The sequence below is a fragment of the Streptomyces sp. GMY02 genome (assembly GCF_019056675.1).
GTDB lineage: Bacteria > Actinomycetota > Actinomycetes > Streptomycetales > Streptomycetaceae > Streptomyces > Streptomyces odonnellii.
The window spans coordinates 2,391,963-2,414,117 of record NZ_CP077658.1; the positions used below are offsets into that span (position 1 = coordinate 2,391,963).

18 protein-coding genes are annotated in these 22,155 nt (G+C 70.6%); 5 read left to right on the top strand and 13 right to left on the bottom strand.

Annotated elements, in window-relative coordinates:
- Nucleotides 1–228: 228 nt before the first annotated feature.
- The gene (locus KQY30_RS09915) at nt 229–939 is read right to left on the bottom strand and encodes an isochorismatase family protein (protein WP_217306509.1); all 711 of its coding nucleotides are present in this window, start codon (nt 937–939) and stop codon (nt 229–231) included.
- 224 nt (nt 940–1,163) lie between these two features.
- Here KQY30_RS09915 and KQY30_RS09920 point away from each other — a divergent pair, with 224 nt between their 5' ends.
- Together KQY30_RS09920 and KQY30_RS09925 are read left to right on the top strand one after the other, a co-directional pair.
- Nucleotides 1,164–1,580: a hypothetical protein gene (locus KQY30_RS09920; protein WP_217306510.1), complete on the top strand. Its 417-nt coding sequence runs from the start codon at nt 1,164–1,166 to the stop codon at nt 1,578–1,580.
- 56 nt (nt 1,581–1,636) lie between these two features.
- Nucleotides 1,637–2,053, top strand: coding sequence for a hypothetical protein (locus tag KQY30_RS09925; RefSeq protein WP_217306511.1), 417 nt, complete (start codon nt 1,637–1,639; stop codon nt 2,051–2,053).
- A gap of 108 nt (nt 2,054–2,161) precedes the next feature.
- Here the strand turns inward: KQY30_RS09925 and KQY30_RS09930 are convergent, their stop codons facing one another.
- On the bottom strand, nt 2,162–5,110 hold the full coding sequence (locus tag KQY30_RS09930; protein ID WP_217306512.1) for a BTAD domain-containing putative transcriptional regulator: 2,949 nt from the start codon (nt 5,108–5,110) through the stop codon (nt 2,162–2,164).
- A 109-nt stretch (nt 5,111–5,219) separates the two neighbouring features.
- The gene (locus KQY30_RS09935; protein ID WP_217306513.1) at nt 5,220–6,524 is read right to left on the bottom strand and encodes a nucleotide disphospho-sugar-binding domain-containing protein; all 1,305 of its coding nucleotides are present in this window, start codon (nt 6,522–6,524) and stop codon (nt 5,220–5,222) included.
- A 223-nt stretch (nt 6,525–6,747) separates the two neighbouring features.
- Here KQY30_RS09935 and KQY30_RS09940 point away from each other — a divergent pair, with 223 nt between their 5' ends.
- The gene (locus tag KQY30_RS09940; protein WP_217306514.1) at nt 6,748–7,587 is read left to right on the top strand and encodes an alpha/beta fold hydrolase; all 840 of its coding nucleotides are present in this window, start codon (nt 6,748–6,750) and stop codon (nt 7,585–7,587) included.
- Between the two features lie 196 nt (nt 7,588–7,783).
- On the top strand, nt 7,784–9,346 hold the full coding sequence (locus tag KQY30_RS09945; protein ID WP_217310950.1) for an amidase family protein: 1,563 nt from the start codon (nt 7,784–7,786) through the stop codon (nt 9,344–9,346).
- A gap of 132 nt (nt 9,347–9,478) precedes the next feature.
- On the opposite strand, the gene KQY30_RS09950 is transcribed toward KQY30_RS09945, so the two are convergent.
- The 10 genes from KQY30_RS09950 to KQY30_RS09995 form a co-directional block, all read right to left on the bottom strand.
- A complete protein-coding gene (locus KQY30_RS09950; RefSeq protein ID WP_046505122.1) occupies nt 9,479–9,712 on the bottom strand; it encodes a DUF6296 family protein in 234 nt (77 codons plus the stop codon).
- 107 nt (nt 9,713–9,819) lie between these two features.
- The gene (locus KQY30_RS09955; protein ID WP_367997411.1) at nt 9,820–10,779 is read right to left on the bottom strand and encodes a CopD family protein; all 960 of its coding nucleotides are present in this window, start codon (nt 10,777–10,779) and stop codon (nt 9,820–9,822) included.
- A gap of 193 nt (nt 10,780–10,972) precedes the next feature.
- Nucleotides 10,973–11,188, bottom strand: a complete 216-nt coding sequence (locus tag KQY30_RS09960; RefSeq protein ID WP_217306515.1) for an EF-hand domain-containing protein — start codon at nt 11,186–11,188, stop codon at nt 10,973–10,975.
- 57 nt (nt 11,189–11,245) lie between these two features.
- Nucleotides 11,246–11,950, bottom strand: coding sequence for an ADP-ribosyltransferase (locus tag KQY30_RS09965; RefSeq protein ID WP_302185306.1), 705 nt, complete (start codon nt 11,948–11,950; stop codon nt 11,246–11,248).
- Between the two features lie 250 nt (nt 11,951–12,200).
- On the bottom strand, nt 12,201–13,385 hold the full coding sequence (locus KQY30_RS09970) for a YncE family protein (protein ID WP_217306517.1): 1,185 nt from the start codon (nt 13,383–13,385) through the stop codon (nt 12,201–12,203).
- On the bottom strand, nt 13,385–14,200 hold the full coding sequence (locus KQY30_RS09975) for a polysaccharide deacetylase family protein (RefSeq protein WP_254407041.1): 816 nt from the start codon (nt 14,198–14,200) through the stop codon (nt 13,385–13,387). The genes KQY30_RS09970 and KQY30_RS09975 overlap by 1 nt, the downstream gene beginning before the upstream one ends.
- A 165-nt stretch (nt 14,201–14,365) precedes the next feature.
- On the bottom strand, nt 14,366–14,890 hold the full coding sequence (locus KQY30_RS09980; protein WP_217306519.1) for an ATP-binding protein: 525 nt from the start codon (nt 14,888–14,890) through the stop codon (nt 14,366–14,368).
- A gap of 325 nt (nt 14,891–15,215) precedes the next feature.
- On the bottom strand, nt 15,216–15,986 hold the full coding sequence (locus KQY30_RS09985; protein WP_217306520.1) for an enoyl-CoA hydratase/isomerase family protein: 771 nt from the start codon (nt 15,984–15,986) through the stop codon (nt 15,216–15,218).
- A 262-nt stretch (nt 15,987–16,248) separates the two neighbouring features.
- Nucleotides 16,249–17,424 carry an Ig-like domain-containing protein gene (locus KQY30_RS09990; protein WP_217310952.1) on the bottom strand — a complete coding sequence of 392 codons (1,176 nt, stop codon included), beginning with the start codon at nt 17,422–17,424 and terminating at the stop codon, nt 16,249–16,251.
- A gap of 260 nt (nt 17,425–17,684) precedes the next feature.
- Entirely contained in the window at nt 17,685–18,917 is a 1,233-nt protein-coding gene (locus KQY30_RS09995) for an Ig-like domain-containing protein (protein ID WP_217306521.1), read from the bottom strand.
- An 831-nt stretch (nt 18,918–19,748) separates the two neighbouring features.
- On the opposite strand from KQY30_RS09995, the gene glgX reads away from it, so the two are divergent.
- On the top strand, nt 19,749–22,070 hold the full coding sequence (gene glgX / locus KQY30_RS10000; RefSeq protein WP_254407562.1) for a glycogen debranching protein GlgX: 2,322 nt from the start codon (nt 19,749–19,751) through the stop codon (nt 22,068–22,070).
- The last annotated feature ends 85 nt before the right edge of the window (nt 22,071–22,155 follow it).

Sequence of the window (22,155 nt, forward strand, 5' to 3'; positions counted from 1 at the left end):
GCCGGAGCCGTCATCAACACCTGTGCGGGGACCGGCACATGAGACCGGTACGGAAGCGGACCGAACCCATGTGCCGACGATCCCCCGCGAACACCATGCTGGCCGGTCCGTAGTGGACACGGAGTGCGGAAGATGTGGGCGCGGTCCGCACCACCTCTCCCGTACCGGCCTCTCCGGACCGGAGCGGCGCGCGGCAGCCGGACACGATCCGGCTGCCGCGCGCCCGGGTCAGCCCAGGTCGAGCTTGGCCAGCTCCGCCCAGTACCACGGCACGACCTCGCGCCCCGCGTCGGAGCGCGGGTCCGACCAGTCACGGACCCACTCGCCGAGAATCCCCAGGAAGGAGTTCGGGATGCTGCCGGCCTGGATCAGACGCTGGATCCCGCTCTCGTGTGCGACCGGGCTGGTCCCGCCCACCGCGTCGGCCACGAACATCGTCCGGTAGCCCTCGCTCTGGGCGCGGACGACAGGGAAGGCGAGGCAGATCTCGGTCCACAGGGCGGCGAAGACGATGTTACGGCGCCCGGTCGCCTTGACGGCCCGGCGTACGGGTCCGTCCTCCCAGGCGTTCATGTTCATACGGTCGTACTCGATGAGATCCGGTATCTCTTCGCGCAGATACGGGATGGTGGGGTGGTTGACCCCGGCCTTCACGCCCACGGTGGTGAGCACGGTGGGGACGTCGAGCAGCCGGGCGATCCGGGCCAGGGCCTTGACGTTGAGCTTGAGCAGTTCCCTGTGCATCGAGGTGACCCCGGTGACCATCTCGGGCTGGTAGTCGATCAGCACGAGCATCGAATTGTCCGGGCCGAACAGGGGATTGTCCGCGCTCCGGCCGCTCGCGGCGGCGGGCGCGGTGCCGGTCAGGGCGGGGACGATCGCCGCGGCGGCTCCGACGGCACCTGCGGTGAGTGCTTGTCTACGGGTCGGACTGATCATGACGCGATCCTTCACTGAGAGAAAGATTGAACAATCAACTTCCCTCTCATGCAAGCACACCGCCATCTACAAGCCATTGACGGAACACCTATGAATTCCGGCGGACCACCCCCGCCCCGCCCTCAACACATCGTCAATGGATTTCCAATAACCGGCTGGGAGCCTTGTCGGCAGGAGGCAGCGATTTCGCCGCTGCCTTTTCGGCCTACAACAAGGGAGACCTGATGCCGAATCACTCGACAACGCAGGTGGCAAGACGGGCCATATTCGCCCTGGCGATGATCGCCGGGCTGCTCGGCGCTCTTTTCGCCGGTCCGGCCACGGCAGCGACGGCCGCCGAGCCGCCGTCCACCTCCGCCACCAACGGATACCAGGTCCGTGTATGCGTCGGCGAGGGGCACCCCGACATCAAGGCATTCACCATCAACGGCTTCAACCAGAACAACAACTACGTCGCCTCCCCGAAGACCGACCTTCCCGGCAACAGGTACGGGTTGCGCTGCCAAATCATCTGGAACTGGTACTGGAAGAACTGGATCGACGTCGACTTCTGGGACTACAGCGACGCCAAATTGGACACGCGGCAGTGTTACGTCCCCGAGTCCGGGATGTACGACACGTACGAGTGCATGTTCGGCTGACCGGAATGTCATTCACGCAATTCGCCGATCCCGCTGACCGCACCAAAGGAGACTTGATGCTGCGTCACTCGAAGAAACACCTGGCCGGGAGGGCCATGGCCACGCTGGCGATGGCCGCCGGGCTGGTCGGCAGCCTTGCCACCGGTCCGGCCGCGGCGGCAAGCGCCGCCGAACCGCCGTCCACCCTCGGTACCAACGGCCAGCAGGTCGAAGTGTGCGTCAAAGGCGGACACTTCGACATCAGGGCGTTCACCATCAACGGCACCAACCAGAACAACAACTACGTCGCCTCCCCGAAGCTCCTCCTTCCCGGCGACAGAACCGTGACCCGCTGTTACGCGCTCGCGGGCTGGTACTGGAAGTGGACGATCGACGTCGACTTCTGGGACGACAACGACGGCAAGCTGGGCACACGCCAGTGCTACGTTCCGCTGACCGCGGGTACTCACACGACGCAATGCTGGTTCAACTGATCGCGCGGATTGTGTGAGGCCCCGGCCCACTGCCCGCCCCCGAGCCATGGGGGCGGGCAGAACGCATAGAAGCCGGACCGCCGGGTGAGGGGGAAGGCCGGACCGCCGCTACGGTCGCCGACTCCCGGAATCGTCCCCCCGCCCCTCGGCGACAAGGGAGATCCTGGGCGCGGGAACGGCATCTCCGAGGGCCTTGAGCTTGGTCCGTATCTCGTCGGCGGCCTGGTGATCCATCGGGGCGAAAATGGCCAGCGAATGCTGCCAGACGGTACGGGCGGATCCGTAGTCACCGACCGCGTGATAGGCGTCGCCGAGCTGGTGGAGAGTGCCTGCCTCGTTGTAACGGTCGCCTATCTGGCGGTAGAGCCGCAGGGCGTGCTGATAGCAGGTGGTGGCACGCCGGTGGTCACCGAGACGGTGATGGGCGTGGCCGAGGCTGTCCCATGTCCCGGCCTCGCCGTAGCGGTTGCTGAGCCCCGCCAGTTCGGTGAGAGCCCGCTCGAAGTACGGGACGGCCAGCCGGTGTTCGCCACGGAGAACGTGCGTCCAGCCCAGGGCATGGTGACAGCTCGTCTGCGCCACCCGGTCTCCCACGGCCTCATAGAGGGCGAGGGCCTTCCGGACCGCCGCCTGCGAGTCGTCGTAACGTTCCGTCTGGTCGAACAGCCATCCCTGGCTGCGGTGTGCGTGGGCCAGCCCGAGACGGTCGCCCAGTGCCGTGTGCAGTTCCAGGGAGCCGGCGATATGGGTGTGGGCTTCGTCGTACCGCTTCAGCCGGGCGGAGGCTCGGGCCAGTCCGCGCAGGAGGTGTGCGCGTGCGGCGCGGTGGCCGGCGCGGGTGGCGGCGGCCAGCGCGACGCGCTGCATGGCCTCGGAGTCGTGCCAGTGTCCTTGCCGGTCCCAGAAACGCTCCAGGCACCAGGCCAGTTGCCAGGCGTGTGTGTCGGAGCCCGTCCGGACGGCGAGGTCGACGACCTCGCGCAGGACGTGCCGTTCGGCGGTGTACCAGCGCAGTGCCTGGCCGTCGTCGTCGAGGGTTTCGGGCGTGGCGCCTTCCAGGGCCGGAGGGAGAGTCGTTGCCGTCCACCACGGCGAGTACAGCCGGCCCGCCGCGTGGGCGGTGTACAGGTAGTGGTCGAGAAGACGCCGCACGGCGGCTTCGCGCCGGGGCCGCGGGTCATGGCGTTCTGTGAGCTCCATGGCGTACAGCCGCACCAGGTCATGGCAGATGTAGCGGCCGGGCGCGTGCTCGCTGAGGAGGTGCGCGCGGGTGAGTTCGGCGAGCAACTGCCGGGTGCGTGCCATCGGGACACCGATGAGCGCGGACGCGGCGGGCGCACCGGTGTCCGGTCCCGGGTGCAGGGCCAGCAGCCGCAGGAGCCGGGCGGCGTCCGGGCTGAGGGTGCGGTACGACCAGGAGAAGACGGTCCGTACGTCACCGGCCGGCTCGGGGTCGGTGAACGCGTCGAGGCTGCCCTGTGCCTCGCTGAGTTCCGCCGCGATGGCGGCCAGCGGGAAATCGGGGTGGGCCGCGGCCCGGGTGGCCACGACGGCGAGGGCCAGTGGCAGTCCGGCGCAGTGCCGGACGATCTCGGCCGCCGCGTGGGATTCGGCGATGACCCGTGGGGCGCCGATTCTGCGGACGAGCAGTTCACGGGCCTCCGCGGTGGGAAACGGATCCAGTTCCAGTATCTGGGCGCCGTGCGAGGCGCCCAGGCCGAGCAGCCGGTTCCGGCTGGTCACGATCACCAGGCAGTTCGGGGTGCCGGGCAGCAGGGGTCTGATCTGTGCCGCGTCACGGGCGTTGTCGAGCAGGATCAGCACTCTGCGGCCGGCGAGCAGGCTGCGGTAGGCGCCGGCTTCGCCGTCGGCGTCCGCCGGGATGTGCTGGGGCGAGAGTCCCAGCGCGGTAAGGAATCCCCGTACGGCCTCACGCGGGTCCATGGCGGTGGCGCTGGGATCGAAGCCGCGCAGGTTCACATAGAGCTGTCCGTCCGGATACCGGTGTGCCATCTGGTGGGACAGATGGACGGCCAGCGTGGACTTGCCGACTCCGCCCATGCCACTGATCGCGAGGATCACGGTGGCGGGCGTCATGGTCTCCCTGCCAGACAACAGGAAGCGGGCCCGGGTGAGATCGGCCCGCCGTCCCGCGAACACCGGTAGATCCGCAGGCAGTTGGGCCAGCGGGGGAATCAGCGGGGAGGCAGGTCGCACCGGATCGGTGTCAGGGGTGGGGGCGGTGTACGCGGACCCACGCGCGGCCGGGCCGGTGCGCCGGTCCGCACCGTCCCCGGTCGCCGGGCTGTCGGTCCGCAGGACGCGCGTCTGCGCCTCGCGCAGTTCGGGGCCGGGTGAGATCCCCAGCTCCGCGGCCAGTTCGGCGCGTACCTTCTGCCAGGTGTCCAGGGCCTCGGCACGATGTCCGGCGGCGGCCAGGACAAGGACCAGTCGGGCTTGCAGGGGCTCGTCGAGCGGATGCTCGGCGGCGACCCGGTGCAGCACCATCAGCAGCCGCTCCGCGGCACCGTGGTCCAGCGCCGTGTCGGTGGCCTCCTTGACCGCGATCAGGTATTCGCGGTCAAGGGCGGTGAAGACGGGGTGTGCGCGCGATTCCGCCGGAATGCCGGCGGCTGTCGGGCCCTGCCGCAGATCCACGGCTTCGAGGAAGAGCGCCACCGACTTGTCGAGGTCGCCGCTCCGGTTCGCCGCTCGGGCACGGCCGATGAGGTCCCGGAAGCTCAGCAGGTCAAGGGTGTCGACGTCGGCATTGAGCCGGTAGCCACCGGACTCGCGCACCAGCCAGCGGCCAGTGGCACGGGGCGGCAGGCCGGGCTCCAGACGACGTCGCAGCTCCCCCATCTGCCGGTAGACCGCGTTGGCCGCGCTGGCCGGCGGCTCCTCGCCCCAGAGCGCGTCCACCATCGTGTCCATGCTCACGGGCCGGCCCGCGTGGGCGAGCAGTACCGCCAGCAGCACGCGCTGCTGCGGCGGCCCCAGTGTGACTTCCTCCTCTCTCCGCCAGGCCCGTACCGGTCCCAGAATCGCGAACCGCATCAGAGCTGTCCCTCATTGATGAAGCTGTACGTCACGCCGAGTACTCCTTGAAAAGCACAGGCCGGAAGTGCGGGCCCGGGTCTCCACGAAGCGTAGGGGGGCGCTGTGGTCAAAGTGTGCTGTGCCCGGGCGGGCTGCCCGCGACCAGGCCGGCGATGGCGCCCTCGGCGTCGTACCGTGCGAGTTCGTCGCGCATCTCGGCCGCCCGCCTGCGACAGGCCGGTTCGGTCAGTACGCGCCGGACCGCGCCGCGTACCGCCTCCGGCGTGGGGCGTGCCGTGCCGAGGGAGATGCCGACGCCGCTCCACTGCACCCGCGCGGCCACCTCCCGCTTGTCCTCGCCCTCACCCGCCACAACCAGGGGCACTCCCTCGCCGAGCGCGGCGTGAACGCCTCCGTACCCACCGTTGGTGACCAGTACCGAGGCGTACGGCATCAGCAGCTCGAAGGGGACGAAACCCGCGACGCGCACATTGTCCGGCACCGGACCCAGATCGGCCGGGCCGTCCTGCCGCGCGGTCGCGGCCACGACCAGGACCTCCTCCTCGGCCAGCGCGTGCACGGTCGGCGCCACGAGCTGGGTCAGGTCACGGTTGGCCGAGGAGCCCTGTGTGACCACGACCACGGGCCGGGCTCCGCCTGCCAGCTCCGGCCACCACTCCGGCAGCGGGTGATTCCCCGCCAACGGCGACGGAAGCGGTCCCACGTACCGGAAGGAGTCCGGCAGGTTGCCGCGCGGATACTCGAAGCCGGGTGCCGTCAACTGGAGATAGTGGTCGGGCACCGTGACCATGCTGTTGAAGATGAGGTCGGGCAGGTCGACGCCGGCCGCCTTGAAATTCTGCTCCAGATACCACTGGGTGTCCGTGAGCGCCTCTCTCACCTGCTCGTTCATCGCCCTGTGCCGGGCTCTTCCCGCCGCGCCCGGTAGGGGCGGCACTCCCAGACCCACGGGCGGCGCGTCGTCGCTCAGCAGCGTCGGCATGGTGTTCCCCAGGCTCACGGTCACCGGCCGCTGCCCGGCGGGTGCCGACAGTGTGAGTGCCAGCGAGCCCAGGAACAGCATGTCGCTCACCACCACATCGGCGGGGAACCCGGCCAGCAGCGAGCGCAGCGCACGGAACTGAGCACACGTGGGGTCGCCGAAGACGTACTTCATGTCGTACTCCAACTGCGCGGGACCGGCCGGAATCCCGGCCCGCTCCGGAAAGTAGGCGTCCAGATTCCGGTCGTCGTAGTCGGCGTCCGGCGGCAGCGGTGCGTACCGCGCTCCGACGGCCCGCACGTCGTCGGCGAAACGCGTCCCGGCCAGGACGACGACTTCATGACCGTGCCGGACGAGAGCGGCGGCCGCCGCGAGCACGGGCTGGACATGGCCCTGCAACGGTGTGACGGCGGCAATGATCTTGGCCACGGGACAGACTCCTGCGCTCAGTGGACGAAAGTCCACGTGAGCGTAGGCATGGCGGTGTGGGGAAAAAGTGCTGCGCCGTGGATGCCCGACGCCCGGGACCCCACTCGGCGCGCACTTCTTGCCCACATGCGCTCTTCTAGCCTGACTTCGCAGGTCACGACCACCGATGACCTTGTTTACGGGTTTCAGTACTTTTCAGTAAGTCCCAGCCAGGAGCACATCCATGACTCATGTCACCGTCAATGACACACAGCTCTTCTACACCGACGAGGGACAGGGCGACGAGACTCTGCTGCTCATCCACGGCGGCACCTGCGACTCGCACGACTGGGCCCCGCAGATGGCCCCGTTCACCGCCCGGCACCGGGTCGTCGCGGTCGACCTGCGTGGTCATGGCCGGTCACAGGAGGCCCGGACCACTCATCGCCCGGCCGACTACGCCACCGATCTGGCACTGCTGGTCGAGCTTCTGGGCACCGGTCCGGTCATCGCGGTGGGCCACTCGCTCGGTGCGCTGGTGGCGTCCGTTCTCGCCGTCGAGCACCCTGAACTGGTCCGGGCCGTGGTCGCCGTCGACCCGAGCTGGGGATTCGAGGCCGCGTTCGCGGCGGCCACCGCGAAAGCGTTCCGCACCCCGGACCCGGTGGGTGTCGCAGCCGCGGTCCTGTCGCAGATGGAGGGCTCCGGTCCCGGGACCCCCGCATGGCTGGGCGACTGGCATCGCCGACGGGCCCTCGCCATGTCACCGGACGTGGTGTCCGGAATCTTTCTCGGAATATTCGACCTGGAATCCGAGAAGACCGTGCGCGGCCGGGCCGAGGAATACCTGCTGCGCCGAAGCTGCCCCGTGCTCACCGTCGGGGCGGCGGCCTCGCTGAAGGCCAAGGGCATCGACGGGTACTGGGACAAGTCGGTGAGCGCTCACCCTTACAGCGAGTCGGTCGTCTGGGACGGCGTCGGCCACTGGCTCTTCCAGGAGCGGCCCGACGAGTTCAACGCCCTGCTGCTCGACTGGATCGCCGAGTTTCCCCGACAGCACCGGAGCACGCACCGCCACCGGTGATCCGATGCCGCACGCCGCGTGCGGGGATGGCAACTTGGCCGAAATCAGGGGGATATGCGCCTGACAAGGTGTGCCGTTTCGATGCTCTGGCCCAAGGTCCGTTTCCCTTCGCCAGGAGCATACGATCGACATCAACTTCCCGGCCCGCGAACGGTTCAGCCGCCGCCATGCCGCAGCCCTCGCCCTCGCCGTGCTGATGGTCGCCGGTACGGCCTCGGTGACCTCGTCCAGAGCCGGCGCGTCCGGTCATTCGTCCGGAAAGCCGCTGTCCATCGACCTTGAGAGCGCGACCGTGGCCCAGCTCGGCGGTCTCCTCGACTCGGGGAAGATATCGAGTACGAAACTCACCGAGGCCTATCTGGACCGCATCCGGGCCCTCAACTCCCAGGGCCCTTCGCTCAACGCGATACGTTCCGTCAATCCGAACGCCATGAAGGAGGCGGCCGCGGCCGACCGGATGCGGCGCGGCAAGGGTCCGCACAGTCCGCTGCTCGGTATACCGGTCGTCGTCAAGGACAACATCGATGTCGCGGGCATGCCGACCACTGCGGGGTCGGTGGCGCTCGCCCGCTCGTACCCGGCCAAGGACGCGCCGATCGTCGCGCAGTTCCGCAAGGCGGGCGCGGTCATCCTCGGCAAGGCCAATCTCACCGAGTTCGCCAACTACCTCACCTCCGGGATGCCCGGCGGCTACAGCTCGCTCGGCGGGCAGGTGCTCAACGCGTACGACGGGAGCCAGTCCCCCAGCGGCTCCAGCGCCGGTTCGGGAGTCGCCGCGTCGGCCGGCCTCGGCGCCGTGACCGTGGGCACCGAGACCTCCGGGTCCATCCTCAGCCCCGCGTACTCCAACTCCGTGGTGGGCATCAAGCCGACCGTCGGGCTGGCCAGCCGTACGGGCATCGTGCCGATCGCCGCCAGCCAGGACACCGCCGGTCCGCTCACCCGTACCGTCGCCGACGCGGCGGCCACGCTCACGGCACTGAACGGGAAGGATCCCGAGGACCCCGCCACCGCCGCCAACCCGCTCGTCGGGCACGACTTCACCGACGACCTGTCCACAACCGCGCTGCGCGGGGCCCGTATCGGGGTCGTCGCCGGCCAGGTCCCGGCCGCCGGAACCGACAACCGCGCCCTCTGGGACGCGGCCGTCACCGCCCTCAGGGACCAGGGCGCGATACTCGTCGATGTCACCCTGGACACCTCGGGCCACAGCTCGACGGTCCTGTCGTACGAGTTCAAGCGCGACCTGAACGCCTATCTGGCCAGGCTGCCCCGGAACGCCCCGATGAAGAGCCTCGCCGACATCATCGCGTACAACACCGCGCACCCCGCCGAGGCGTTGAAGTTCGGACAGGTCAACGCGCTCAACTCGCAGGCCAAGGACCTCGGCGCGGACAGCGCCGACACCGCCGCCTACAAGGCGAGCCGCGCCCAGGACCTGGCCGACAGCAAGGACCGTATAGACGCGGTCATGAAGGACAACAGCCTGACGGCCCTGCTGTTCGCCAACAGCGGCAGCGCGGGCATCGGCGCGAAGGCCGGCTACCCGTCGGTCAGCGTCCCGGCCGGCTACCAGGCCGCCAACCGGCGCCCGTTCAGCATCGCGTTCCTCGGTACGGCATGGAGCGAGCCCGCCCTCGTCGGCTACGCGTACGACTACGAGCAGGCCACCAAGCTGCGCCGGGCGCCATCCGTGATCAACCCGGCGCCGTACCGCTGCACCGCGCTCACCGCCTTCACGGAGACCTGCGCGCCCTGACACACCCGCTCGCCCACCCGGCGTGCGTCGGTCATGCCCGTCGTGCACGGCAGGCATGACCGGCGCATGGCACACGCTCGGAGCCAGCAGGACCGCTACCGCTCAAGAAGGAAGCGGTCAGGAACTCGGGACTCAGGAACTCAGTGACCGTACGAGCAGGGGCGCCCCCAGCTCCTGGTGTCCGCCGCTCGCCAGCATGCGCACCTCTCCCCGGTCGCTGATCTCCGCACGGACGATGCCCGTCTCGTCCTCGTAGACGGGGAATCCGCCCGCTCCCGTGCCGGCCGTACGCCGGACGATCACCACGTCGTCCTCCACGGCCGACGCCTGGAACACCAGCTCATAACTTTCCGGATAGTCATCCATCGGGGCCTCCCGACAAGGCTCTCGCAGGGGGCTGCGCCTGCGTCCTCCCATGGTTACCCAGACCCGGACCCCGCGCCTCACGAAACGGACACCGGTCGGGACACGATTCACCGCGCGCACACCGCGGACACACCGCGCGGGTCACCGCGCCGACCACCGCGCCGGTCACTGTGCGCTGAGCCAGTGCGGGTCCGGTACGACCGTGAGGATCGCCGAGAGCAGGACGACCACCGCCAGCACGGCCAGCTCCGCACGGGCGGGAGGGTGGGATCCCGCTCGTGGCGCAGCCGGCGCCGGGCGGTCAGGGCCAGCGCGCTCACCACCACGACCAGAACCAGTTTGGCGATCAGGACCCGGCCGTACGCCGTGCCCAGGACCACATCGACGGGAAGCCTGCGCAGGGTGGAGACCGTGCCCGTGGCGGCCAGCGCCACGAAGGGCCAGACGGCGAGGCGCGCGTACCGCAGCAGCACCGCCCTGGCCCCGGCCGGATCCCCGCGCCGCAGACGCAGCGTGCGCAGGACGTACAGCAGCGAGCCGGTCCACAGCGAGGCGGCGGTGAGATGGACGACGGTCAGCGCCACGCCGAGCACCGGGGTGTACGGCTCGGGGTGCGCCCGCAGCGCCTCCGCGCCGACGACCGCGACCAGCGGAAGCAGGGCCCAGCCCGGGTGGCCCAGGGCGGCGCAGCCCGCGGCCAGCAGGAATCCGTTGGCCATCACGAGCAGCAGCCGGCCGTCCGTGGTGCCGTACACGGTGGTGATGTCCAGCCCGCTGACGGCGGCCAGGACGAGGATCTGCGCCGCCGAGGCGGCGGCTCCGGTGAGTGCGGCGGGCACCGCCCAGCTTCGGGGCGCCGGTCCGGTACGGGCGAGCCGGGCGCCCGCCAGTTCGCCGAGGTGCAGCGCCAGGGCGGCGAAGACGGCGAGCCGCAGCACGGTCGTCCGGCCCGAGCCGGGTATTCGCAGCTCACCGGTGCCGCGCCCGGCCGCGTCCGCGCCGAGCAGCGCGCCGAGGACGGCGAGTACGGCGGCCAGGGCTCCCACGGCGATCAGGCCCCCGGTCACGGCCGTGCCGCGCCCCGGAGAGCCAGTGGTGTCATCGGCGGACGGACCAGGAGGTATCACCTTCTGATCGTCTCTTCCGGGCGCGGGATACGGCAACGCGACCGGCGCGCACGAGGGACCGGCGGGCCGACGGGGACCCGCCGGCCGCCGGGACCAGTCGTCGCGGCCGGTCGGTCCGGCCGTTCGTATCCGGTCAGCCGTTGTTGCGGGAGGCCAGGAACTCGTCGAAGGTGAGCAGCCCGTCGCCGTTGGCGTCATGGGCGTTGATGACGGCCTGCGCGACGGTCTCGGTCACATGGAAGTCGCCGAGCTGCGCCATCACGCTCTTGTACTCGGCCGCCGTGATCAGTCCGTCGCCGTTCGCGTCGAACCGCTCGAACGCCTTGCGCGCGTCGTCGATGTCTGCCATGGTCCCGCCCCTTCGTAATGCCGTTCTGACGCGGTCAGATTAGCTGCTCGCGTAGAGCTAGCCGCGCCAGGGCTTGTAGTGCGGGTTGTCCACACACTCCGTCATGATCTCGGTCTTCTTCCGCTTGTCGACCGGGCAGACGCCGACGATCAGCTCGCGCGAGATCCCGCCGGGGAAGGCGACCTCTTCCTGGTCGGCCCACTTGTGGGTGGTGCCGATGGTCCGGTTGACGTCGATACCGCCGGGGGCGTCGATGTAGTAGTTGAAGCCGCTCTTGTACCACTGCTTGTACAGGTCGTGGTCGTACGAGGTGGAGACATACGGCGAGGGCTGGTTGACCAGCACGTACTTCTCGATGTCGTACTGGCCGTCCAGGGTCGCCTTGGGGTGGAAGCCCTGCTCGAAGACGATCTCCGGGGGACGGCTGTCGGCGCGGTAGAGCTGCTTGCAGTTGGTACGCCAGGACGGTGCCGGGGTGATCCGGTCCAGCTCGACCCTGCGGTCCGCCGCGGCGTACAGCGGGTCGGCGATGACGGGACAGCGTTCGGCCGCGACCGCTTCGGCCGGCACCGCCGGAGCGTGCCCGGTGAGGGCCGGTCCGGTGAGCGTCGGTCCGACGAGGGTCGGGCCACCGGTGGCGGGCGCCGAGACGGCGGGCCCGGAAGCGGTGGGCGCGGCCTCGGTGGTGGTGACCGGAACGAGAAGGGCGACGGCGGACAGGACGACGGCTGCGGCCCGCTGCCGCGAGCGAGAGGTGATCATGGGGAGCACCCTCTCCGCTGGACGGCGGCGGGCCGGGGACCATCACCCGAATGGGGGCGTGTCGGCCCCGAACAGCGCCGGACGGAACGCGAGTTGACAAAAGGCCCGGCCTCCCCGGCCGGGCCCCGACGCCCCTCCCTCAGCCGCGCACCCCTCAGCCCCGCCTCTCACCCCCGCCCGCGAACGGGGCCCGTATGCGCACGGGCCCGTATGCGCACGGGCCCGGATCCGCTCCGGCCGGGCCCCGTCCTCAGCGGAAGACGCCCGTGTGCCCCAGTGAGTAGCGCCCCGGCTGCGGATAGACCGCCAGTCCGTGCGGCCCGCCGTCGACCGGGATCCGGGCGAGCTGCTTGCCGGTGACGGTGTCGATCGCGTACACCTCCGAGTCGTACCGCCCCGACAGCCACAGCACCTTGCCGTCCGCCGAGACTCCGCCCATGTCCGGGCTGCCGCCGTCCGGCAGGTGCCACTTCTTGGTCAGCCGGTTCTTCGGGAAGTCGAAGATCGAGACGGAGCCCTCACCGCGGTTGGAGATGTACATCACCCGGGAGTCGCGGCTGACATACAGCCCATGGGCGCCCTTGCCGGTGGGCAGCAGCTTCGGGGTGGTGAACTTCTCGCCGTCCAGCACCCACACACCGTGCGCCATCATGTCGGCGACGTAGAAGGTCTTGCCGTCCGGCGAGATCTTCACGTCCTGCGGCATCGCGCCCTGGAAGGGCAGTTTCTGCTGGGCCGTCACCGCCATCTTCTCGGTGTCGACCTTCAGCAGCTCGCCGGAGAACTCGCAGGAGACGATGAAGTAGCGGCCGTCCGCCGAGAAGTCCGCGTGGTTGACGCCCGCGCAGGTCACCGGCTCGGTCTTCTTGACCTTCATGGTGTGCGGGTCCCGGAAGACGAGCTGACGGTCGAGCGAGGCCATGACGACCGCGTACTTGCCGTTGGGCGTGAAGTAGAGGTTGTAAGGGTCGTGTACGTCGACGGGCTCGCCCACCTTGCCGGTGGCGGGGTTGATCGGGGTGAGGGTGTGGCCGCGGTTGTTGTTGACCCAGAGGGTCTTCAGGTCCCAGGAGGGGACGACGTGCTGGGGCTGCCTGCCGACCTCGATGGTCTCGATGACCTCGTAGGTCGCCGGGTCGATGACCGAGACGGTGTCGGAGTTGGTGTTGGGCACGTACACCCGTGAGGGGAAGCGTTTCACTACCGGCGAGAGCATGCCGGGCCGGTCCGCGGCGTAGATGTCCTTGGGGTTCTGCACCGGCGGCATGCCGGGCAGTCCGGCGGGCGGGCTCGGCCGGGCCACGGCCGGCCGGGCGGTGGCCTTGGAGGCGCCCGCCCCGCCCCTTCGGTCGTCGGGGCTCGCGCAGCTCGCGAGCAGGGCGAGGCCCGCGGCGCCGAGCAGGGCGGTGGTCCGGGTGAGGGGAGGAGGAAGCATCAGGTCAGCAGCTCCGTGGTCGTCACCGCGCGCAGGCCGCGGCGTTCCAGTGCGTCGAGAAGGGCGGGCAGTGCGGCGACCGTGTCCGCGTAGCCGAAGTGCAGGCTCACCACGGAGCCGTTGCGGATCTGCCCGGTGACGGTACGGACGACGGCCGGGGCGCCGGGCGAGGTGAAGTCGAGGGAGTCGACGTCGTACGAGAGGACGTGCGGGTAGCCCGCCCGCCGGGCCAGCCGCTGGACGAGCGGGGTGGCGTGCTGGGTGCGGGAGGGGCGGAACCAGGTGCCGATGGAGCCGGTGTGACGGCGCAGCCGCTCGGCACAGCCGGTGATCTCCGCGTACGCCTCGGTCTCGTCCATCGCGGAGATGTCGGTGTGGTGGAGCGTGTGATTGCCGAGGTCGTGGCCGCCGTCGAGGACACGTCGTACGAGAGCCGGGTGCTCGTCGACCCAGCCGCCCACGGCGAGAACGGTGATCCGGGCCCCGGCGCGCTCCGCCTCGGTCAGTACGGCGGTGGCGGTGGCGGGGTCGCCCTGGCCGTGGAAGGTGAGCGCGACCCGGGCGCGGTCCCGTGGGCCGTGCGCGATCTCGGCGGGCTGCCCGGGAAACCGCCGGGGCGCGGGCGCGGTACGGGCGGCCGGCCCGGTACCGCGCCCGTGCGGCGGTACGGAGGAGGGCGGCCGGGAGCCGGGCGGTACGGAGCCGGGCGCGCCGGAGACGCGGTCCGTACGGTCCGTACAACCGGTGGCCAGGGCACCCGTGACGGCCGCGCCCGCTGCTGCGCGCAGTGCTCTGCGACGGTCGATGGGGATCACTCCCCCATTTAAGGCGCGCCCGGGGTGAAAGGTGACGATTGACCCGGCAAAGGGGTGGCGGGGTCGCTTGCCCGGCGGAGCCCGTGGGCCGGCGGCCGGGGACGGCGCGGCCGAGTGCCGCGGGACCATGGCCGGGAACGGCGTGGCGCAGTACCGCGGGACCGCTCAGGGGGTCTGGCGGTCCGCCACCCTCATCTCGAACCAGGTGTTCTTGCCGCGCGGCAGCAGGTCCACTCCCCAGCGGTCGGAGAGCCGGTCCACCAGGAAGAGCCCGCGCCCGCTGGTGTCCATCTCGTGCACCGGCATCAGACAGGGCAGCCCGCGCGAGGGGTCCCGTACCTCGATCCTGATCCAGCCGCGGCGGCGCAGCATCCGCAGCCCGAAGACCCGCGCCCCGGTGTGCCGTACGGCGTTGCCGACGAGCTCCGAGACGAGCAGGACCGCGTATTCGGCGGTCTGCGGCGAGAGGGCCCACTGACGCAGCACCACACTGTGGGTGATCCTGCGGGCGGCCGAGGCGGACTCGGGGCGGGAGGGCAGCCGGACTTCCGCCTCCGTCGGATTGCCGAACAACTCCAGCGCCCTGAGCGCCTGTTCGTCATCGACGGACGGTATCCCCCGCGCAGCGACCGCATGACCGCGCTGCCGCGGTTGTTCCACACCCTCCAGGCCCGCCATGTCCCCCATCATGGCCGCCCAGAGCCCGCTCCGGGGCCGTTCCGGGGGAATAGACCCCCCGGAATGAATCATTCCAGGGGGCGCGAAGGGCATATGCCATTGACAGAACTTGGCCTTGCACAGAGGTGCTGACCTGCGATGACGCCTCGCGATTCAATGATCGCCAAGAGTGATCACGCGATGATGCTTAAGGTTTCCTTAAGGCCCCGCTAAGCCGTGCGCGCCCGTGCGTCGGGTTGACGCGGTGGCTCTCCGTGTCCAAGCGGGCCGTCACATCGGGTCATCGCACCGGGCCGTCACACCGGCTCGTCCGGACGGCCCGCCAACCGGGCGCCCCTCAGAGGAACTTGGCCTTGCCGGGGCCCTCCTCCACAAAGGACCGCATGCCGCGCTCGCGGTCCTCCGTCGCGAACAGGCCCGCGAACCAGGTCCGTTCGACGGCGAGGCCCGTCTCCAGATCCGTCTCCAGACCGGTGTCCACCGACTCCTTGGCGGCGCGCAGCGCGAGCGCGGGCCCCTGGGCGAGCTTCCCGGCCCAGGCCAGCGCCTGCTCGTACACCTCGGCCGCCGGGACGACCCGGTCGACCAGCCCGATCGACAGCGCCTCCTCGGCCGCCACCTGACGGCCCGTGAAGATCAGGTCCTTGGCGCGGGAGGGGCCGACGAGCCGGGCCAGCCGCTGGGTGCCGCCCGCGCCGGGGATCAGCCCGAGCAGGATCTCGGGCTGCCCCAGCTTGGCGTTGTCCGCGGCGATCCGGAAATCGGCGCAGAGAGCCAGCTCGCAGCCGCCGCCCAGCGCGTATCCGGTGACCGCGGCGACAACGGGCTTGGGGATGCGGGCCACCGCGGTGAACGACTCCTGGAGCGCACGGGAGCGTACGACCATCGCCGCGTGGTCCATGTCACGCATCTCCTTGATGTCGGCGCCGGCCGCGAAGACCTTCTCGCCGCCGTAGAGGATCACCGCGCGGACGTCCTCGCGCCGGGCCGCCTCCTCGGCCAGCTCGCGCAGCCGGTCCTGAATGGAGGTGTTCAGCGCGTTCATCGGGGGGCGGTCGAGCCGGATGGTGCCGACGCCGCCGGAAACTTCCAGGTTCACGAATGCCATACGACGCAGGTTAGGGCCTTTCGTTTGGATCTGGCTGGACCAGGGAGCGGGGTCTGGTGCCGTGGATCGCAAGGCGGAGGATGGAGCCCACGCGGAGCGTAGGCGACTGACGACAACGCGGCGAGGCGCGGTGCCAGGGCACGCGAGCCCAGCAAGATCCAAACGAGAGGCCCTAACCGGCGCTAACGACAGCGGACCCGGCGCACTGTCACCGTGCGCGGGTCCGTGTCCGTCCGTTGTGCTTCCGCGTGCCGCTGTGCAGCTACTTGGTCCACTCGTCCCAGGGCATGTTCCAGCCGTTGAGGCCGTTGTCCGGGGCGATCTGCTTGTCCTTGGAGTTCTTGACGACGACCACGTCGCCGATGAGCGAGTTCTTGTAGAACCACGCCGACGGGGTGCCGTTGTTCCCGCCGCCCCGGATGTCCCGCAGCCCGACGCAGCCATGGCTCACATTGGCCGAGCCGAAAGTGCTCCGGGGCGCCCAGTAGTTGCCGTGGACGAAGGTGCCAGAGGTGGACAGGCGCATCGCGTGCGGAACGTCCTTGATGTCGTACTCGCCGCCGAAGCCGACCGTCGCGCCGTTCATGCGGGTCACCTCGTACTTCTCGCTGATGACCATCTGCCCGTTGTACGTGGTGGTCGACGGGGCGCCCGCGGTGATCGGGATCTTCCTGATCTGCTTGCCGTCCCGTACGACCTTCATGGTCTTGGCCCGTGCGTCGACGGTGGAGACCTGGCTGCGGCCGATGGTGAACGACACGGTCTTGGCCTGCTTGCCGTAGACGCCCGGGCGGCCCTCGACACCGTCCAGGTTGAGCTTGACCGTCACCTTCGTGCCCGCGGCCCAGTACTTCTCGGGCCGGAAGTCCAGCCGGTCGTTGCCGAACCAGTGGCCCTCGACCGGTACGGGCGGGTCGGCCGTCACCGTGATGGCGTTCTCGACGGCCTCGGGCGCGGTGATGCCCCGGGTGAAGTTGATCGAGACCGGCATCCCGACGCCGACCGTCGAACCGTCCTCGGGCGTGTACTGGCCGATGAAGGTGTTCTTCGGGACCAGCGTGGTGAAGGTGGTGTCCTTGGCGGACTCACGGCCGTCGGCGTCCTTGGCGATCGCGTGCACCTTGTACTTGGTGGCTCCGGCGAGATGCTGGAGCGGCTCCCAGGTGGCGGCGTCCGCGGAGAGCTTGCCCTCGACCGGATTGCCCTTGTCGTCCTGGACGGTGACGGTGGTCAGCTTGCCCTTGGCCGCGGAGACCTTGAGGGCGCCGGTGGTCGCGACGCCCTTGGCACTGTCCTTCGGTGCGATGGTCACGACCGCCACGGAGGCCGCGTTCCGTACCTTCGCGGCGCCCTTGCCGTCGTTCTTGTCCCCGTCCTTGCCGGAGGCCCCGCCCCCGCCGCCGCACGCGGTGACCACGAGGAGGAGCCCGCCCAGCATCAGGGCCAGCGGCCCCGTTCCCCCGTGTCCCCGCCGCTTGCCCGGTATCGGCAGCTCGTTCACTCTGGTCGTCTCCCCTCGCACGGCCTGGCCCCGCCACGGCCCGCACCCCCGCGCGCTGAAGTGCACGCGCACGATAGATAATCACACCGCACGCGACGCGGTGAGCACGCGAATGTCACCGTTCCGTCCCAACAAGTCCGGGACGGCGCAGGTCATCCGGGCTGTACGCGTAGGGGTGTTACGGCCGCGGCCCGGGGTCAGTGGAGTGCCGAGCCCGCCTTCCACCGCTTCCACGTCAGATTCCAGCCGCCGAGCCCGTTGTCCGGAGCGACCGTGCGGTCCGGGGAGTTGACCACTTCCACCACATCGCCGATCAGGGTCCGGTAGAAGAACCAGCCCGCCGGGCTGTCGGCCGCGCCGCCCCTGACGTCCTCCAGCCCGATACAGCCGTGGCTCACGTTCTCCGAGCCGAACGTCTCCTCCGACGCCCAGTAGTTGCCGTGCAGAAACGTCCCGGAGGTGGTCAGCCGTACGGCGTGCGGTACGTCGTCGATGTCGTACTCGCCCCCGAACCCGACCGTCTCGCCGTTCATGCGCGTGACGTCGTACAGCTCGGTCGCGACCATCTTGCCGTTGTACGTCGTGGTGGCGGGCGCGCCCGCGGTGATCGGCAGGGTCGCGAGCAGCTCGCCGTTCCGCCGTACCTCCATGGTGTGCTTGCGGGCGTCGACACGTGAGACCTGGGACCGGCCGACCGTGAAGCCCACGGTCTTGCGCTGGATACCGAACACGCCGGGGGCCGCCTGGACGTCCCGCAGGGCGATGGAGATGGTGACTTCGGTGCCGGGCTTCCAGTACGTCTCCGGCCTGAAGTCGAGGCGCCGGCCGCCGAACCAGTGGCCGACCACCTCGACCGGCGGTTCCGACGTGACTCTGATGGCACGCTCGACGGCCGCGCGGTCGCGGATCCGCCGGTTGAAGTCGAAGGACACGATCATCCCGGCCCCCACGGTGGCTCCGTCCTCCGGCGAGAAGTAGCCGGTGAAGCGGTGGGTGGGGACGTCCGTCGTGAACGTGCTGTGCCGGGCGGATCGGCGGCCCAGGCGGTCCACGGCCACCACGTCGATGCTGTACTTGGCGGCGAGCGCGATCCGCGCGCCCCTTACGGGTGTCCAGGTGCGGCCGTCCGGGGAGAAGCGCCCCGGCAGCTCGGCGGGGCGGGCGTCCTCGATCCGGACGACCCTGACCCGTTCGAGGCGGCCGGCGGACACCCGTACCTCGACCCGGTCGGCCGCGCCGACACCCTTCTCGCCGTCCTTGGGGCTGATCCGGATGATGTCCCGGGGTGCCCGTGGCTTGCTGTCGGTCACCCTTTCCCGGTCGGCGCACCCCGTGAGGCCGGCGGTCAGTCCGGCCAGCAATCCTGTCCATGCCAGGGTGACGGCCACGCCGACCCCTGCCCGCTTCGCCCGTTTCAGTACATGTCTCACGATCCGACCAACGACGACCCCCCTCGGGGGGAAACGTGAGTGCGGGCCCTCTGGCGGGCACAACAGTTGCGAGGACCATGCGAGGACAGCCGCGGCCGGGACGCCGCGCGCCGCCCGCGGGCCCGTGAGCCGCGGGAGGCCGAACAGGTGGCAAAGGCAGCCGACCGGAAGCCGGAGCAGGAAGCGGCGAAGCGCGCGCGGAAGGCGGTCGCCGCGACACCGGGGCCCGTCCGGGGCACGGCCGCACCGGGAACCGCCCCTGGCACGGGCACGCCGGGACCCGCCTCGGGCGCGGGCACTCCGGCCGAGCCGGGCCGGGAAGCCAGCACGAGCCGCGAAGCCGAGACGGGCCGGGAGACCGAGCCGAGCCAGGAGCGCCGGACGAGCCGGGAGACCGGGACGGCCCAGGAGACCGGTACGAGCCAGGAGCGCCGGACGGGCGGGGAGTCCGGGACGGCCCAGGAGGCCGCGACGGGCCGAGAGACCGGGACGAGACAGGAGGCCGAGCCGGGCCAGGATGCCGGCACGGGCCGGCTAGCCGCGACCAGCCAAGAGGCCGGCACGGGCCAGGAAGCCAGGACGAGCCGGGAGAGCCGGCCCGGCGTGGAGAGTCCGCCCGGCCAGGTCCGGGGCCGTCGGCCGAGCAAGCAGCGAGCCGCCCGCGCGGCTCAGGAGAGTCCACCCACGCGGGACGGCCGACTGGAGCAACGCGCCAAGACTGTTCGGGCGGGCGGACCGGCCTCGGAGGGGCAGCCGGGTCCGGCGGCCCTCGACGACCGCTCGGGCCGGGTCGCTCAGTCCGCCCGGACCCGGCGCCCCGGCGCTTCTCCGCTGTACGGGGTCAACGGGCGGCGCCGGGACACCACGGAGCCCGTACCCCCCGTCTGGCCCGGCGCGCCCACTCCGCTCGGCGCCCGCTTCCGTACCGGACCCGACGGGGTCTCCGGGACCAACTTCGCGCTGTGGGCCGGCGGCGCCGATGCCGTCGAGGTCTGTCTCTTCGACGACGACGGCGCCGAGACGCGGCTGCCGCTCGGCGAACTGACGCATGAGATCTGGCACGGGTTCGTGCCGGGGGTACGCCCCGGACAGCGGTACGGGTTCCGGGTGCACGGACGGTGGGATCCCTGGACCGGCGCCCGGTGGAATCCGTCGAAGCTGCTGCTCGACCCGTACGCCCGCGCCGTCGACACCTCCGGCGGGAACGACTACCGCCGGCTGCCCCCCGAGGTGTACGGCCATGTGCGCGACTGGCCGCAGCGGAATGTCGCCGACACCGTGCGCGACGACCGCGACTCCGCGCCGTACGTCCCCAAGGGCGTCGTCGTCCACGAGGACGCGCCCGACGACGAGTGGGCCGAGGACCGGCGGCCCAAGACGCCCTGGGCCGACTCGGTGATCTACGAACTCCATGTGCGGGGCTTCACCAAGCTCCACCCCGGCGTTCCGGAGGAGCTCCGCGGCACCTACGCCGGGCTCGCGCATCCCGCCGCGATCGCGCATCTGCGGAAGCTGGGCGTGACGGCCGTCGAGCTGCTGCCCGTACACCAGTTCGCACACGAGGAGCATCTGCTGCGGCGCGGGCTGCACAACTACTGGGGCTACAACTCCATCGGCTACTTCGCCCCGCACGCCGGCTACGCCTCGGACGGCACCCGCGGCGAGCAGGTCGGCGAGTTCAAGCGGATGGTACGGGCCCTGCACGCGGCGGGGATCGAGGTCATCCTCGACGTGGTGTACAACCACACCGCCGAGGCCGGGGAGCTGGGGCCCACCCTGTCCCTGCGCGGGATCGACAACCGCGGCTACTACCGGCTGCCCTCGGACGCCCGCCGCTACACCGACTACACGGGCTGCGGCAACACCCTCCATGTGGTCCAGCCCCAGGTGCTCCGGCTGATCACCGACTCGCTGCGCTACTGGGTCACGGAGATGGGCGTCGACGGATTCCGCTTCGACCTCGCGGCGGCCCTGGCGCGCTCGATGCACGACGTCGACATGCTGTCGCCGTTCCTCGCGGTGATCGCCCAGGACCCCGTACTGCGCCGGGTGAAGCTGATCGCCGAGCCGTGGGACGTGGGCAACGGCGGCTATCAGGTGGGGGCGTTCCCCCCGCTGTGGACGGAGTGGAACGACCGGTACCGCGACGCCGTACGGGACTTCTGGCGCGGCGCCCTGCCCGATGTACGGGATCTCGGCTACCGGCTCTCCGGGTCCAGCGACCTGTACGCGTGGGGCGGCCGGCGGCCGTACGCCTCCGTCAACTACCTGACCGCGCACGACGGTTTCACCCTGCGCGACCTGGTGTCGTACGAGCGCAAGCACAACGAGGCCAACGGCGAGGGCAACCGGGACGGCACGGACCACAACCGGTCCTGGAACTGCGGGACCGAGGGAGAGACCGACGACCCGGCGGTCAACGCCCTGCGCCGCCGCCAGCTCCGCAATCTGCTGACCACGCTGCTGGTGTCGACCGGCGTGCCGATGCTGGTCGCGGGCGACGAGATGGGCCGTACGCAGGGCGGCAACAACAACGCGTACTGCCAGGACAGCGAGGTGAGCTGGGTCGACTGGTCACTGCTGAACCCGCCCGGCGACCGGACGGACGACCGGCCCGGCGGCGCGCCCGGCGACCGGCCCGGCACACCGCTCGGCGGCCGACCGAACGGCCCGTACGGCGGCCCGGCAAACGACCCGTACGGAGCGCGCGGTCTGTACGAGCTGACCACCCGGCTCCTCGCCCTGCGCCGCGCCCATCCCGTCCTGCGCCGCCGCGCCTTCTTCTCCGGCCTGCCCCAAGCGCCGGACGGGCTGCGGGACTTGGCCTGGTTCACCCGGCGCGGCAGGGAGATGACCGAGGAGGACTGGTACGCGCCGACCGCGACGCTCGGGCTCTTCCTCTCCGGGCGGGACATCCCCGGGCGGAACGAGCGCGGCGAGAAGATCACGGACGACAGCTTTCTGACGGTCCTGCACGCGGCGGGCGCGCCGGCCGGCTTCACCCTGCCCGGACCCCCCTGGGCACGGACGTACGAACTGCTCGTCGACACCGCGCGCGAGGACCAGACACGGGCACCGGGGACGGTCTACCGGGCGGGGGCGACGGTGACGGCTCCGGCGCGCTCCGTCCTGCTCTTCAGGGTGCGGACTTGAGGCGGTAGGGACCTCGGGCGGTACGGAAGAGTGCGTGCCTGAGGCGGTGCGGACCTCGGAGCGGTGCGGACCTCGGGCGGTACGG